Source organism: Celerinatantimonas marina (genome assembly GCF_046054165.1).
Taxonomy (GTDB): domain Bacteria; phylum Pseudomonadota; class Gammaproteobacteria; order Enterobacterales; family Celerinatantimonadaceae; genus Celerinatantimonas.
Genome location: NZ_JBFNXK010000004.1, coordinates 61,605 through 77,458, shown reverse-complemented (window position 1 = coordinate 77,458; position 15,854 = coordinate 61,605). Strand labels below are relative to the sequence as shown.

The 15,854-nt window shown below is 43.0% G+C and carries 12 protein-coding genes; 4 read left to right on the top strand and 8 right to left on the bottom strand.

All coding sequences use genetic code 11. From position 1 onward, the window contains the following. Window positions 1-8 precede the first annotated feature (8 nt). Genes ABUE20_RS05675 through ABUE20_RS05660 form a run of 4 tightly spaced genes read right to left on the bottom strand, consistent with a single transcriptional unit; the run spans window position 9 to window position 4,674 of the window. Window positions 9-1,223 carry a glycoside hydrolase family 53 protein gene (locus ABUE20_RS05675; RefSeq protein WP_408618882.1) on the bottom strand — a complete coding sequence of 405 codons (1,215 nt, stop codon included), beginning with the start codon at window positions 1,221-1,223 and terminating at the stop codon, window positions 9-11. Continuing rightward, a complete protein-coding gene (locus ABUE20_RS05670; protein WP_408618881.1) occupies window positions 1,223-2,068 on the bottom strand; it encodes a sugar ABC transporter permease in 846 nt (281 codons plus the stop codon). The genes ABUE20_RS05675 and ABUE20_RS05670 overlap by 1 nt, the downstream gene beginning before the upstream one ends. Window positions 2,069-2,079: 11 nt before the next feature. Continuing rightward, window positions 2,080-3,375: an ABC transporter permease subunit gene (locus tag ABUE20_RS05665; protein WP_408618880.1), complete on the bottom strand. Its 1,296-nt coding sequence runs from the start codon at window positions 3,373-3,375 to the stop codon at window positions 2,080-2,082. 60 nt (window positions 3,376-3,435) lie between these two features. Further along, entirely contained in the window at window positions 3,436-4,674 is a 1,239-nt protein-coding gene (locus ABUE20_RS05660) for an extracellular solute-binding protein (protein WP_408618879.1), read from the bottom strand. A 423-nt stretch (window positions 4,675-5,097) separates the two neighbouring features. Here ABUE20_RS05660 and ABUE20_RS05655 point away from each other — a divergent pair, with 423 nt between their 5' ends. The 3 genes from ABUE20_RS05655 to ABUE20_RS05645 all read left to right on the top strand — a co-directional run bounded on the left by ABUE20_RS05655 (window position 5,098) and on the right by ABUE20_RS05645 (window position 8,832). Beyond that, entirely contained in the window at window positions 5,098-6,180 is a 1,083-nt protein-coding gene (locus tag ABUE20_RS05655) for an ABC transporter ATP-binding protein (protein WP_408618878.1), read from the top strand. Window positions 6,181-6,302: 122 nt separating this feature from the next. Then, window positions 6,303-7,649, top strand: coding sequence for a maltoporin LamB (gene lamB / locus ABUE20_RS05650; protein WP_408618877.1), 1,347 nt, complete (start codon window positions 6,303-6,305; stop codon window positions 7,647-7,649). Between the two features lie 73 nt (window positions 7,650-7,722). Then, window positions 7,723-8,832: a MalM family protein gene (locus tag ABUE20_RS05645; RefSeq protein ID WP_408618876.1), complete on the top strand. Its 1,110-nt coding sequence runs from the start codon at window positions 7,723-7,725 to the stop codon at window positions 8,830-8,832. An 848-nt stretch (window positions 8,833-9,680) separates the two neighbouring features. On the opposite strand, the gene galE is transcribed toward ABUE20_RS05645, so the two are convergent. Further along, window positions 9,681-10,706: a UDP-glucose 4-epimerase GalE gene (galE, locus tag ABUE20_RS05640; protein ID WP_408618875.1), complete on the bottom strand. Its 1,026-nt coding sequence runs from the start codon at window positions 10,704-10,706 to the stop codon at window positions 9,681-9,683. A gap of 173 nt (window positions 10,707-10,879) precedes the next feature. On the opposite strand from galE, the gene ABUE20_RS05635 reads away from it, so the two are divergent. After that, window positions 10,880-11,899 (top strand): substrate-binding domain-containing protein, encoded by a 1,020-nt coding sequence (locus tag ABUE20_RS05635; protein ID WP_408618874.1) that lies wholly within the window; start codon window positions 10,880-10,882, stop codon window positions 11,897-11,899. A gap of 449 nt (window positions 11,900-12,348) precedes the next feature. Here the strand turns inward: ABUE20_RS05635 and ABUE20_RS05630 are convergent, their stop codons facing one another. The 3 genes from ABUE20_RS05630 to purH form a co-directional block, all read right to left on the bottom strand. Continuing rightward, window positions 12,349-12,534: a PA3496 family putative envelope integrity protein gene (locus ABUE20_RS05630; RefSeq protein ID WP_408618873.1), complete on the bottom strand. Its 186-nt coding sequence runs from the start codon at window positions 12,532-12,534 to the stop codon at window positions 12,349-12,351. A gap of 305 nt (window positions 12,535-12,839) precedes the next feature. After that, entirely contained in the window at window positions 12,840-14,141 is a 1,302-nt protein-coding gene (gene purD / locus ABUE20_RS05625; RefSeq protein WP_408618872.1) for a phosphoribosylamine--glycine ligase, read from the bottom strand. A gap of 48 nt (window positions 14,142-14,189) precedes the next feature. Continuing rightward, the gene (gene purH, locus ABUE20_RS05620) at window positions 14,190-15,779 is read right to left on the bottom strand and encodes a bifunctional phosphoribosylaminoimidazolecarboxamide formyltransferase/IMP cyclohydrolase (protein WP_408618871.1); all 1,590 of its coding nucleotides are present in this window, start codon (window positions 15,777-15,779) and stop codon (window positions 14,190-14,192) included. Window positions 15,780-15,854 lie beyond the last annotated feature (75 nt).

Sequence of the window (15,854 nt, the reverse complement as noted above, 5' to 3'; positions counted from 1 at the left end):
TCGGATTATTAGTTAAAAACCTGGATAGAAGGTAATACTTTGCCGTGACAATCAAATAAATCTTGGTTTTCACGAGAGTTACCTTGCTGCCAGTGATCGTTGATGTAGTCCATCCCAGCCGGGGTAGCCCAGGTCGAACCTTTAACCGGTAACCATAAAGGTTCCCAGTAGAAAATACCTTTACCTCGGTGTTGAGGCACCTGATTAACGGCGGTGATGAGATCGTGTAAAAAGTCAGCCTGTCCCTGAACGGTGCCTGGGTAACCGGACTCTTTCGCTTCTTTTTCACCGAAGCTATTGGGGGTTTTGTCACAGTCGGTTGTGCTGTAACCGTATTGAGTTTCAGCGACAATGACATCTTTGTTATATTGCGCGGCAATCTGTTTTAAGTTCGCCAGCAAAGCTGGGATTTTACCATCCCAATAGGGGTAGAAAGACACCCCGATGATATCAAAGGGCACATCCCGTTTGGTGATTTCACCAAACCACCATTTATACATATTCTGATCGGCACCTTTGGCTAAGTGCAGCATGATGAGAGCGTTTGGATCGCTGGCTTTGGCACCTTTAATCGCCACTTTCAACATGTTCGCTAGTCGGTCAAATTCATGCCCGTCTTGTCCCCAGCTTTTACCGGTTGGCCACAAGATCCCACTGTTGATCTCATTGCCGATTTGGATCATATCCGGTGAGACCCCCGCTTTGACAAAAGCGGCCACGGTCTGTTGGGTATACTGGCCCAACCGGGCTGTGAGCTGTTGATAATCTAAATCTTTCCAGGCTTTGGGTTTGAATTGTTTGCCGGGATCGGTCCAAAAATCGCTGTAGTGAAAATCTAACAATAGCTTCAGGCCCAAAGCATGGGCCCGTTTAGCTAGAGCTAGATCAGTTTTAAGATCGTTATTACCTCCGCCATAAGGATTGCCTTTGGCATCTTGGGGATCGTTCCAGAGTCGTATCCGGACATAGTTGATCCCATTGTTTTTGAGAATGAGTAATGGATCTTGTTCAACGCCCTGACGGTTATAAAACTTACCGCCATGCTGCTCGACATCCGGCAATATAGAGATATCGGCTCCTTTGATAAAATCAGCAGGGAGATTTGGGATCGGTTTGATCGAGACCTCTGTCGCTGGTGTTGCCGCTATTGATGCACCAGCAACCAATGAGAGTGATGTGCTGAGAATCACCGCTTGAGTTAATTTTTTGAGTATATGTTGCATTATCCTTTACTCCCCCCAGCCGTTAAGCCGGAAACAAAATATTTCTGTAGTGATAAGAAGATAAGTGCGACAGGGACAGAAATCAGAACAGCGCCTGCTGCATAGGTGGTATAACTCGCCCCCATTTTTTGGGCGACCAAATTATACAGACCGATAGGTAGCGTGTATTTTTCCGGTGTACGCAAGATGGTACTGGATAAAATAAAGTCGCCTAAAGGTCCGGTGAATGAGAACAACGCAATCACGGCAATAATCGGTTTGGAAAGTGGCATAATAATTTCGATAAAGATTCGAATATTACTGGCACCATCCATCCGGGCCGATTCGTCTAAATCCCGAGGAATGGCATCTAAGTAACCTTTCATTAGGTAGGTATTCATTGGGATCATGCCGCCAACGTAAACCAATACCAATGCAAAATGGCTATTGACCAATCCCAGCATCTGAGCCAATACGAAAATAGCAATTAAAGCTGAGAACTGCGGGATCATTTGTAATAGCAAAAATAACATTAAGCCATTTTTACGACCTTTAAATCTGAACCGAGAAAATGCATAAGCCGTGAAGCTGACACAGATTAAAGTGAGGATCATGGTCATGATGCTAATTTTCAGTGAATTATAATACCAAGTTAAATACGGAATATTCCCACTGAAAAGTTCCCGATAATGAATTAAAGATACATTCTTTGGAATAAGATCGGTACTTAATAAACTACTCCCTGGATTTAACGATGCACCCACTGTCCATATTAATGGATAGATAATAATGACTGAGATCACTAAAACAGTTAAGTAGGTGAAAAATAGTCGTATAAAATTTCGAGTTCTAATGCTATCAAACATTATTATTTCTCCTACATGATATCGTCATCTTTAAATGAATTTGTTTTCTTAAATTGCCATAGTGCGAGTCCAACTACAAAAATAGAAAGTAGAATTGTAATCGCTGCTGCAATTGCATATTGAGATGAAGACATCGTTAATTTATAAATCCATGATACGAGAATATCTGTACCTCCAGCATTTGAATTAGCAACTGCTGGACCACCATTATTGAACAGATAAATAATGTTAAAGTTATTAAAGTTAAAGGTATATTGTGTAATTAAGATCGGTGCAATTGAATATAAAACCAACGGTAATGTAATTGATTTTAATTTTTGCCAAGCATTGGCTCCGTCGATCGTTGCCGCTTCATATAAGTCGTCAGGAATGGCTTGCAGAACCCCAGTTGTCATTGCGAATACAAATGGGAAACCCAACCAGGTTTGCATCATAATCAATGCTGTTTTGGTCCAGAACGGATCGGTCATCCAAGCTTTGGGTGAGATGCCAATCATTGGGAGTAACATGTTATTGATCACCCCGAATGATTCATTGAACATCCCTGCAAATACCAGAATGGTTACGAATCCGGGAACAGCCCACGGCAGGATCAGAATCGTACGGATGATGGGCCGGAATTTAAGGTCTTTCTGGTTGACCAGAATGGCGACCAAGACCCCAACTGCACATTGCAGTGTGGTCGCTAGTAGCGTCCATACGACAGTCCATTGCAGCACATCAACGAAGGTGTTTCGCCAGAAACTATATTTAAAAATACTGATAAAGTTTTTAAAACCAACCCAGCTGACCAACTTCGCAGGGGGGGTGTGATACAGGTTGTAGTTGGTAAATGCGATGGCAAATCCAAAGACGATCGGGAAGACCACAACAAATATCAGCAAAATAAAACTGGGTGATGTCATGAAATAAGGGAAACCATCTTTCATGAGCAGCTGGTATTGTTCTCTGACACCATTGAGCGGTTGTCCCTGATCTATTTTTTTACCGGTTTTAAAGGCATCATATAAATTCCAATAATAGAGCCCAAATAGCATTATTGAAATGATGATAGCGATAATCCCTTTCGCTAATAGGAAAATTGAATTATCTCGAGGAAGTTCGGTGCCTAAGGTAACAACTCCCCAATATCCTTTGACTAAAAAGTCATAAAAACAACCTCCTAAACTCAGAATAAGAACCATAAAGATAATACCCTTGAGGTATTCTTTATTATATAACTGGCCTAATCCTGGGAATATAGATAACACCGAGGCTGTTATCCTATGTGTACTTTTACTATTTGGGCTTAATTCATATGTGCTCATCAAGATGACTTCTCCATTCAACAATGCCTGGCCTTAATAACAGGCCAGGCTGAATTACACTTACTGCTCTGATTGAGTAACTTGAATTTGCATTTTGATGTTATCAACAGCGGTATTTAAAGCAGGTTTAACTTTTTCTTTTCCGGTTGCAATTAACTGTAATGCACTATTAACTGGGGTCCAGATAGTATTCATTTCTGGAACATTAGGCATTGCGGTTGCATATTTTGCTTGTTCTGCTACAGCCGATGCCTGAGCATTTTTGGTAAAATCAGGATCTGTTAAAATAGATTTGATTGCTGGAATTTCACCGGTTTTTTCAAATCTGATTTTTTCATATTGTCCCTGGTTAATAAATTTGATGAATTTAAGTGCCAGTTCTTTCTGTTTCGAATAACTGGAAACCACATAACCTTTCACCCCCAGTAACGACTGCATATGTTTGCCGTTGGGTAACAAGGGTAATGGTGCGACCCCATAATCGATCCCGGCATTTTTGTAAGGTTCGAAGGCCCAAGGACCATTAAATACGACGGCAGCTTTTTGTTCGGTGAACATAGAGTCAATGGCATTGAGGCCGGTGCTACCGATAATCCCAGATGGGAAGACACCGTTTTTGTAGAATTTCTGGATATAAGAAGCCCCTTCGATACTGCCGGCATTATTTAGCCCGATGTCATCGAAGTTGAATGAGCCATCGCTGTTACGGCCAAAGATGTAACCGCCCATACCCGACATGACCCCAAAGGCATAGTAGACTTCATCAAATTTAGCGAGCAGACCATATTGGCCTTTTTTGCGTTGTTCTTGTGAATAGGTATAAAGCTCATCAAGAGATTTAGGTGCTGTTTTCAACATTTTTTTGTTGTACATCATCACGATGCTTTCAACAGCTTTAGGAATACCGTACTGAGTATTTTTGTAATTGAGAGCATCTACAGCAGGTTTGGTGTATTGATTAATGTAACTTGCATCGAGTTTCAAGGGAGCAATTAACCCTTGGATCACTGCACCACCGACTTGGTCGTTAGGAATAACTAATACATCGGGGCCGATTCCGGCTGGACCATCCAGACGCAGCTTTTCAATCTGCTGACTAAACGGCATTTCTAAAATATCAACTTTGACTGAATATTGTTTTTCAAATGCCTGAACGGCATCTTGGATGCCTGCCGATTTTTTAATGTCTTCCCACACCAGCAATTTGGTCGGTGTGGTTGCTGCCAGGGCTGTTTTGCCTGCAATCCCTGTGATAGCGAGAGATAACACGACGGTTGTTGTTAGTTTATTTAGTTTCATATTGTTCCCCTGTCACTCATCAGTTTGATATACCTGCTGTAACGAACTCGCAGTGATTCATGATTTGTGGTTCAAAACCCAGATGAGCATTGATCCCTAATTATCAATATTTCATCTCGTTGATGTTATTAGATACAAACAACTCATCGCTAATAACACGGCTCCGTTTTAGTAGAATGATTTATTGGATTGAAGACCACTACTTGTCATAACAAATGTGATCCATGGCCCAATTTTAATTTGAAATTGTGAAAGCGATTACACTTTTGAACAAAGCTCATAGATAGGAGCGCTATAACGGTGATAGCGTTTTTTATAGTTAAGCAATATGGTATCGATTTCCTCTTTGTTTCACTGGAAGTGAACAAGGTCGATCCGATACCCTAATGTCAGATTTAATTCGTAGTAATAAGGGAACGATGAATGGCAAGTATTCAATTGAGAAATGTTGTAAAACGATATACTAATTCTGAGGCTATCCATCAAGTGAGTCTCGATATTGATGATGGCGAGTTTACTGTCTTTGTGGGTCCCTCCGGCTGCGGTAAATCGACATTGTTGCGGATGATCGCTGGTCTTGAAGACATTTCAGATGGTGAAATCGAGATTGATGGTCTGGTCGTGAATGATATTGCACCTTCGAAACGCGGGATTGCCATGGTCTTCCAGTCCTATGCGTTATACCCCCATATGACGGTTGCAGAGAATATCAGTTACGGGCTGAAGGTTTCGGGTGTTCCTAAAGCTGAACGTCGTCATCGGGCTGAAATGGTCGCCAGAACACTGCAATTGACAGAACTTTTAGATCGTAAACCAAAACAGTTGTCCGGTGGGCAGCGGCAGAGGGTTGCGATCGGTCGGGCGATTGTCCGAAACCCGAAAGTATTTTTATTTGATGAACCGCTTTCAAACCTGGATGCAGAATTACGGGTTGAAATGCGATTGTATATTGCGAAGTTACATCAGGAATTGGGTAATACCATGATCTATGTGACTCACGATCAGGTTGAAGCGATGACTTTGGCCGATAAAATTGTGGTCGTTCGAAAAGGTTCCGTTGAACAGATCGGTGCGCCGATGGAGCTTTATTATCATCCGAATAATTTATTTGTGGCCGGATTTATTGGTTCACCTAAAATTAATTTTATCCCTGTGACCGTTGTCTCAAATAATAAAACCGAAATAACAGTTAATGTAAACGATCAACTTAATTTCTCGATTCAACATGCCAATCTTCCAGTTGAAGTAGGTGATAAATTAACTATCGGTGTTCGTCCTGAAAAAATGACAGGCTCCGTTGGGGATATTAAATTACCTTTCCATTGTGAAGTTGTTGAACGATTGGGTAATAGCACTTATGTATTTGGCCAATTATGTGGAGTGGATCAAATAAAAATACTCTTACCTGGAGATCAGGCTTTTCAAAGCTATAAAACTATTGATATTTTATTTAAGTCCGAAGATTGCCTAGTTTTTAATGAGAAAGGAGAACGTATATCCCAGTAAAAATTTAAAGTCGGTCACGAAAGTTAGTGATGACGATGTTTGAGACAAAGGACTAAAAAAGGATTGTGATTGATTGCTTATTTATGATGTATAAGCACCCTACATCAATGGAGATAATTAGAATGTTAAAAAAAATATTATTCTATACATCATTGGGCGCGGTAACATTGACCCCACTTTTGGCGCAAGCCGATACAACGCCACTGTTTGATAACGATAATTTATTTCAGCCTAAATTAAATATTTATTTTAGGAGTGGGATTGGGACATCAAGTAAATCAGGTGGGACTAAAGCGTCAGATAACTATGCTAAACAGATGGTTGGTCGCTTAGGGAACGAATATGACACCTATTCTGAAATTGGTCTAGGTGAAGAAGTTTACAATAAAGACGGCCGAGCTTTCTATGTTGACTCCATGTTTTCAATGGACAGCAATGGCTATTCTGAAAGTGAAAACACCAGCGATAACTCAAGTAATTTTGGTCTGAAACAGTTAAATATCCGCGGGAAAGGGTTGATTACATCGAATCCTGATGCGATTGTTTGGGCTGGTAAACGGTTCTATCAACGTCATGATCTGCATATCATCGATACCAAATACTGGAATATTTCAGGGTATGGTGCCGGGATTGAAGATTTCAAAGCGGGTCCAGGTAAACTGGCTGTCGCTTGGATGCGTAATGATTCATCCAGCAATGATACGAAGCTTTATGGTCCGAACGGGAAAAAATACGACGATAACTTGAACGTAAATATCGCCGACGTTCGTTACTCAGGTCTGTCGCCTTGGGAAGGTTCTTGGATGGAACTGGGGATCGATTATGCGATGCCTAACAAAACCGATGGTCAGAAACATGCCGGAGTGGGTACTGTCAGTGGTATTGACTACAAAGATGCTAAAAACGGTGTCATGTTAACCGCTGTTTTGGGTCAGAAAATGTTTAGTCAGTACACTACTTTTGTCGCTCAGTATGCGAACAAAGGTATGGCGCAGAACATGACTTCTCAAGGGGGGGGTTGGTATGATTCATGGAATGATACGAGTGATGCGACCGGTTATCGTTTCATCAATACTTCGAACCTGACCTTTGGCAAACGGGTGAGTGTAAACTATGTATTGATTTATGGACATAGCAGCAATATTGATGCGGGTGGCCAGGATCAACGGTTGATTTCGTTCGTGACTCGTCCTATTTATCAATGGGATAACTATAATAAAACTATGGCTGAAATCGGTTATTTCAATCTGAAACGTTCAGATACATCTAACAGCGATTCTAAAGGTCATAAAATCACCATCGCTCAGGCTTGGTCTGCAGGTCCTGGGTTATACGCTCGTCCGGAAATCCGGTTGTTTGCAACTTATGTGAAATTTGACTCTGGTCCGGATAGTGAAGCTAATCAAGTTGCTGATGGCAACTCTGATCATGATTTCCGTTACGGTGTTCAAGGTGAAGTTTGGTGGTAAGCTGACCATTCTTTCCATCTTAGTTTAAAGCGCTGGCCGGGCATATGCCCGGCCAAATCAAATTGGGGATTCTATGAAACATGCATTGGTCGTACTTGGTTTGGCTGGAATTTTAACAGGGTGTAGTAGTATGTTGGATCCTCAGTCGCAGGATTACAGTGATATTACGCCATCTGATTATACTAATTTGATCAAAAATAGTTCCGTTTGTTGTCAGCAATATGCGACATTGCCTTATCAGACGATTCAGGCTTCAGGGGAGTATTTGCAGTCCGTCACACCGAAATCATCGGTATTTAAGTTTGAAGAAGGGCGTTCATTTTTTAAAGCCTTTAAATTGGAATCGCCTTCCAAATACAGTTACTACAATGTGACCATCGATTTTGATATCTCACAATCTCTTTTCTTACCAAAAATCGTTGTTTTAAATGATAAATTTGAAGTGACTGGTGTTTTAGATAATCAATTTTTTAAACAGAAACCCAATCATTACATGTTGCAAGGTGACATTGAACGACAGCTGACCATGGGTGGGCCAGAACATCGTTATCTGGTCATTTATCAGCCTCAGGATCAGTTAGCGGATGAGTTTAAGGTTGAAACGGAGCTGGCCATTTATAACCGGGCCCATGCCTTTGCGGCACCACCAGATCCGATTCGTTATAAAATGATTCATTTACAGCCTTTTGGACGTTTTTCGCTGAAAGTGCAACAGGTTTCCTTGTTAGAAGCTCAGGTTCAAACCGGAAGCTCTACTGAAGTGGTGAGTGCACAGCAGCCATCATCAGCCCAAGCTCCATCGTCGCCAGCCGCTCAGGCTCCGATCACTCAGCCATCGGCCGTTCAGCCAGTTGTTGTGGCGATGCCTTCGACGGTTGTACAGGATCAGTATTCTCAAAAAGTGGCGGTTCCTGCGACTTCAGGTGATGCATCCGGTCATGTATTGACGCCTGACAAAGCGTTGCCAAAGCATCCGATCGTAGGTACTTTGAAAAAACAGTACTTCTATTCATCTAAACCTTATGAAGTCCAGATGGAGGAGCAGCGCCTGTTTAATGACATCAGTAAGGCTTTAAAAGCCAATGACTATAATCGGGCTGTAGCGCTCTATAAAGAGGCCAGACAGCACGGTATTAACGATGCCAGTCAGATCTTTGCTCAGGCATTATCTCAACAGCAATAAGGCCGTTGATTTGATGCGGTGATGCTATTTTTATTTGAATAAGATGTACTTCATATCTAGAAGTACATCTTAAAATCCCTCCTAATTCCCTCGAATTATTGTCAATTTGCTAACGTGAATAGGTCATAATCAAATCAATTTTTTATTTTTAATATTCCTAATATAGCTAAATAAATGTCGATTCAACATTACGTCAACTTATATTGAGTAGTTTGTTGTTGAGAATTAAGTGTGATATTTATCACATAATGAAATAAATATAGATTAAGTTTAAGTGAGGCAAAGAAAAATAGATTATTTCAAAATTGTTTCAATTGGAAACAATTAGAATTAAATAGATACATATTGAAATAATAAAAGGTTTATATTACGAAAAATAATATATTTATTTTTATCAATTCATGCAAACCATTTATTTAATCAATTAAATTTAGCCTCGGTCATATAGAGATCGAACCATAATTTACTGAATTATTTATATTCCCCTAACTTAATAAATCGATAGGGCAATAAATAGTATTCACGTTCTAATTCGCTTGTTATACGGATAATTTATAAGGATATTAACTTGTAATATACATTTAATATCTGAGTATGTATCGCATGTCATATCATTAAAGCTTGAGGGGATAAACGGTGGACGGGGTATGAAATGTATGGGATTAACATTATAAAGCCGCATTCAATCTGGCTGAGACACTGCTCTGCGAGGTACTGATACGCATAATGAACGCTGCTCCCTGTAACCTAATCTATCGCGTTACAGATCGCATCGCGTTCAAAATGCGTTTTACTGATCCCCATTCAACTCGAAGTGATCAACGGTGCCTCATTGGCGTTAGGTAGGGCTATACGTTGTCGGGATACCCTTGAGGGTTCTCTGTTTGCCAACGCCAACAGTCTTGCGCCATATCATCTAATGAGCGCTGAGCTTGCCAGTGAAGCTCTGTCGCCGCTTTACTGGCATCAGACCAGCATTCTGCGATATCGCCTGCACGGCGGGGACTCAATTGATAGCGAATAGAATGACCACAAGCTTTCTCAAATGCTTTGAGCACTTCAAGTACGCTGTATCCGCGACCTGTTCCAAGATTATAAATATGTACTCCCGCTTCGGAAAACTTATGCTTGAGGGCTGCGACGTGCCCGTCGGCGAGATCCATGACGTGAATGTAATCGCGAACGCCTGTGCCATCAGGTGTGGGGTAATCGTTACCAAACACGGACAACTGTTCGCGTCTTCCGATAGCAACTTGGGTAATGTAAGGCGTCAGGTTATTGGGGATCCCTTGTGGATCTTCGCCCATCAATCCACTGGGATGAGCACCGACGGGGTTAAAATACCGCAATAGGGTAATCGACCAATCGGGGGATACATGGGCTACATCCTGCAGTATTCGTTCAATCATGAGCTTCGACTGCCCATAAGGATTGGTCGCGGATAGGGTCGGAAAGCTTTCTCGGATGGGAACGGATGCGGGATCCCCGTAAACGGTGGCTGATGAGCTAAAAATGATCCGTTTCACTTGGGCCTGTTGCATCGCTTCTAATAGGGTCAGTGTTCCTGCAACATTGTTTTCATAGTACTCAATGGGTTTTTGGACTGATTCCCCAACGGCTTTAAGTCCGGCGAAATGGATGACCCCCTCAATCGGATACTGTTTGAAAATTTTCTCTAAGGTGGGCCGATGGCGAATGTCACCTTCAATCATTATCGGGGTTTGACCCGATAGTTGAGTGATGCGCTGAAGAACCGCAGGTTTACTGTTGATGAAATTATCTAAAATGACTGGGGTGTATCCAGCTTGTATTAATTGAAGGCAGGTATGGCTACCGATGTAACCTGTGCCACCGGTTATCAAAATATATGACATAGCGCAACTCCATAGTAGTGTGGAAACGTTTACTCTAAGTTATAATTAATATATCGAATAACTATAAGGTTATTCGATCATCGAGATTGATTGCTTTTATGCATGATTAACGTTGAAGCAGAGTAAAAGATAGTTACAGCATAAAGGACTCTACGATAATTTAAAGAGGGGTTATGGCTACGATAAAAGATGTTGCCCAGTTGGCAGGTGTTTCTGTTGCAACGGTTTCACGAGTGATCAATGGTTCACCCAAAGCAGGTGCCGTGTCACAGCAGAAAGTTCGCCAGGCAATGCAAGAATTGCATTACCAGCCTAATGCCAGTGCTAGGGCGCTTGCCCATCAGGACTCGGAAATGTTGGGCTTGGTTGTGGCCGATGTTTCGGATCCTTTTTTCGGAGCGGTGGTGAAATCAACGGATGAAGTCGCAATGAGGCATATGAAGTTTTTGCTGGTTGCGAATGGCTATCATGATGCGCAGCGTGAACAGCAAATGATAGAGCAAATGCAGCGTCATCGTTGTAGTGCATTGGTTGTACACGCCAAAATGTTAACGGATCAGCAATTAGTTGAATATTTTAATCAGATCCCCGGAATGGTGGTCATCAACCGCATGGTTCGTGGTTTTGAAGATCGCTGTTTAGCTTTAGATGACCGATATGGTGCGTGGCTAGCAACGACACACTTGCTTTCTCAGGGGCATCGTCGAATTGGCTTTTTATGTTCTAATCATGCGATTTCAGATGCCGAAGATCGTTTGGATGGCTATAAAGATGCATTAAACGATCATGGGATCGATTTTGATCCAGAGTTGATTGTCTATGGCGCACCGGATAACGAAGGTGGGGAGCAAGCGATGATGTCGCTGTTATACCATCGAACCGATATCAGCTCGATTATTTGTTACAACGATTCGATGGCGGCCGGGGCAATGGCCATTCTGAACGATAACCATATGCGTGTTCCGGAACAGGTTTCAGTGGTGGGGTTTGATGATGCCTTAGTCGCTCGTTATTTATATCCTCGTTTAACCACGATTCATTATCCGATGGCTCAAATGGCTCAGAAAGCGGCTGAGATTGCGATTTGTTTAGCCAATCATGCAACACCTCCATCAGGAGCTGGTTTATATAAACCAACATTAGTACGGCGGCTTTCGGTCCGTTTCTGGAGTGATGATTCAGAACGCGATTAATGGGTGAATAAATGTTGCGGCGTTTTGAGATCGATTCATAGCGCTCTAGCCACTTTCAAAGGATCAAAGTGTCGCAGCGATTCATTGACTCATCTGATTGATGTCCTCTCAGGATGCTTGATCGGCTCGATCCGCGAGTAAAATTTTACGTTTGAATCCTTAAATTTTGAATTTAAATAAGGTATCCCAATGCTAGTGAGATGCTGATGTCTTTTTTTTGAATTCGATGTCAATACAGAACCGTTTTTTAGGTTCAGGAGCTGGATTAATCTCGGTAGAAATAGCTTCTAAATTGCTAAAGATGCATTTTGTTAGGGGCCTGATTTTTAACGGATACTAGGGATGGATCTCACCTGATTTCTTGGGGTTGTTATCAGAAGCTGTAAAAAAGCCCGCTAAGCGGGCTTTCTACTGATGGTGGTTTTCCCACAGCACTGGAATATTAATCGTTAATCGTCATAACCCTCACGCAAATTTTCCCGTAGTTGTTTATCTTCACGGTAGTTTTCGATATTGCGACGTACCTGACCTTTATTACGGCCCCGGTGGTTTTGATGACCTTTGCGAGCATGTTTTAGATCATCCTCGTCCATCCATTCGTCATCATCATATTGAGGGTGATTTAATCGTTTCATTCCCTAGCACTCCAATACAACATTGAATCTAAGGTCAGATTGTGGGATGAGTACAACCTGACTCAGTCTGCGCGAGAAAAGCATCGCGTGTAGAGCGATAGTCGCAGTAGTTGATAGGGGAGTAAAGTAGAAAAAAAGCTTTTTTTAGGCCGTTTTTTTCTAATAAATATTTTTTTATAGAAAATTTGTTTGAGTGAAAACAGGTCTATTGATTCTATGATCCAACGAGGATTTATGCGGTGAAAAGCTGTGATTTGCAACACAAAAAAGCCGCCTGAGATGGCGGCTAATTTAGTTTTAAGTGATTATTCGTTCGTTTCTCGGGCAATGGCTCGATAGCCAATATCGTGACGATAGAACGAGTCTTTCCAGCTGATTTGTTGAGCAAGCTGGTAGGCTTTTTGTTGAGCCTCTAAAACCGAATGACCGAGCGCAGTCGCGCAGAGTACTCGCCCACCATTAGTTTCGACTTGATCTTGATTGAGACGCGTTCCTGCATGGAACACTTTGCTGTCTGAATGAGCCGATGCTTCATGAATATCCGGCAGTCCATGAATGACTTCTCCTTTAGCATAGGTTCCCGGATATCCTCCCGCTGCGATGACCACGCCTAACGATGGCCGAGGATCAAAATCAGCGGTTTGTTGATCTAAGGAACCCGCTAACGCAGACTGACATAACATCACCAGATCAGACTGCAAGCGCATCATGATCGGTTGTGTTTCCGGATCACCAAAGCGACAGTTATATTCAATGACTTTTGGGGTTCCATCTTCAGCGATCATTAATCCGGCATATAAAAATCCGGTATAAGGATTCCCTTCATCTGCCATGCCTTTCACGGTTGGCCAGATCACTTCGTCCATTATTCGTTGATGAATTTCGGGCGTGACTACTGGCGCAGGGGAATAGGCTCCCATACCACCGGTGTTCGGGCCGGTATCGTTATCACCGACTCGTTTATGGTCCTGACTAGTGGCCATTGGTAGTACATGTTCACCATCAACCATCACGATGAAACTTGCTTCTTCACCTTCTAAGAATTCTTCAATGACGACTCGGCTTCCGGCATCGCCAAAGCTGTTTCCGGAAAGCATATCCCGAATGGCCGCTTCAGCTTCAGATTCTGTCATGGCAACAATGACACCTTTACCCGCAGCTAAGCCATCGGCTTTGACGACAATCGGTGCCCCTTGTTGTTTTAGATACGCGAGTGCCGGTTCAACTTCACAGAAGGTTTGGTAATGGGCGGTTGGAATATGGTGTCGGGCTAAAAAGTCTTTGGTGAATGATTTAGAACCTTCCAACTGGGCGGCTGCCTGAGTTGGTCCGAAGATGGCCAACCCTTGTTTCTGGAAGGCATCGACGACCCCAATTACCAACGGCGCTTCAGGCCCTACAATGGTCAGTTCAATGGCATGGGTTTGCACAAATTGGATCAAGTCGTCGATGGCATCAACGGCAATATCGACATTTGTGAGCTTGGGTTCCAAGGCCGTACCGGCATTTCCTGGAGCAACATAAACCTGTTGTACCTGAGGTGACTGAGCCGCTTTCCAAGCCAGAGCATGTTCTCGGCCACCGCCGCCAATAATGAGTATATTCATAAGTTGTCCGCTATCAGAGATTGGCAAGGCCGAAGCCTTGCCCGGTGATTAATGGAAAAAGTGGCGCATACCAGTGAAGATCATGGCAATGCCGTGTTCATTTGCAGCTTGAATGACTTCTTCGTCTCGAATGGAGCCCCCAGGTTGGATCACACAGGTCACTCCAGCTTCGGCCGCCGCATCAATACCATCTCGGAATGGGAAAAACGCATCAGAAGCCATGACACTTCCTGCTACTTCCAATCCTTCATCGGCTGCTTTGATCCCCGCGATTTTAGCACTGTAAACCCGGCTCATCTGACCAGCTCCGACACCGATGGTCATATTTTCTTTAGCATAGACAATCGCATTTGATTTAACATATTTTGCGACTTTCCAGCAGAACAAGGCATCGTTGAGTTCCCGTTCTGTCGGGGCACGATTGGTGACCACTTTCAGTTGATCCCGTGGCACCATGCCGTTATCTCGATCCTGAACCAGCAAACCGCCATTCACTCGTTTTAACTGGTAACCTTGAGGTTTGCCTTGCCAAAGTCCACATTCCAGTAAGCGGATATTTTTCTTCGCTGCGATGACTTGACTGGCTTCACTGCTGATGCTTGGAGCGATGATCACTTCAACGAATTGGCGACTGATAATGGCTTCTGCTGTTTCAGCATCCAATTCACGGTTAACGGCGATAATGCCGCCGAATGCGGAGGTCGGATCGGTTTTGAATGCACGTAGATAGGCATCCAGAATATTTTCGCCAATGGCCACACCACAGGGGTTGGCATGTTTGACGATGACACAAGCCGGTTCATCAAACTCTTTTACACATTCCAATGCTGAATCGGTATCCGCAATATTGTTGTATGACAGTGCTTTGCCTTGCAGCTGTTTTGAGCAGGCCACACTTCCTGCAGGAACTTCTTTTTCTATATAGAAAGCCGCTTGTTGGTGACTGTTTTCACCGTAGCGCATATCCTGTTTTTTCTGGAACTGGAAGTTGATGGTCCGAGGAAATTGAGATTCTTGATCGCCTTCGCTGTCGCCGTAACTCGGGACCATGGTTCCGAAATAGTTAGCGATCATGCCATCATAAGCGGCGGTATGTTCAAAGGCGGCAATCGCCAAATCAAACCGAGTCGCTTGGGTGAGCGAGTTATTATGGGCTGCCATTTCATTTAAAACGCGCTGATAGTCGCTGCTATTCACAACGATGGCGACATCTTTATTGTTTTTAGCGGCACTGCGGACCATGGTTGGACCGCCAATATCGATATTTTCAATGGCATCGGCCAGCGTACAATCCGGATTGGCGACGGTTTGGGCGAATGGATATAGGTTAACGACAACCATGTCAATGGGATCGATCTCATGTTCTTGCATGACAGCATCATCGATGCCACGGCGACCTAAAATACCACCATGAATTTTAGGATGAAGTGTCTTCACCCGACCATCCATCATTTCTGGATGACCGGTATAGTCTGAAACTTCAGTGACTTGAATACCATGGTCGGCCAGTAATTTGCAGGTACCACCGGTTGAAAGTAATGCGACGCCACGTTCTTCAAGAGAGCGGGCAAATTCTACAATTCCTGTTTTATCAGAAACACTGATTAAGGCGCGTCGAATCGGTCGAGCGTTTTCCATTGCGGGATTATTCCTCTAACATTGACAAGTTAAGGGCAGGGGGGACTGCCGTTTTCAAGGCTTCATTTTACCCGA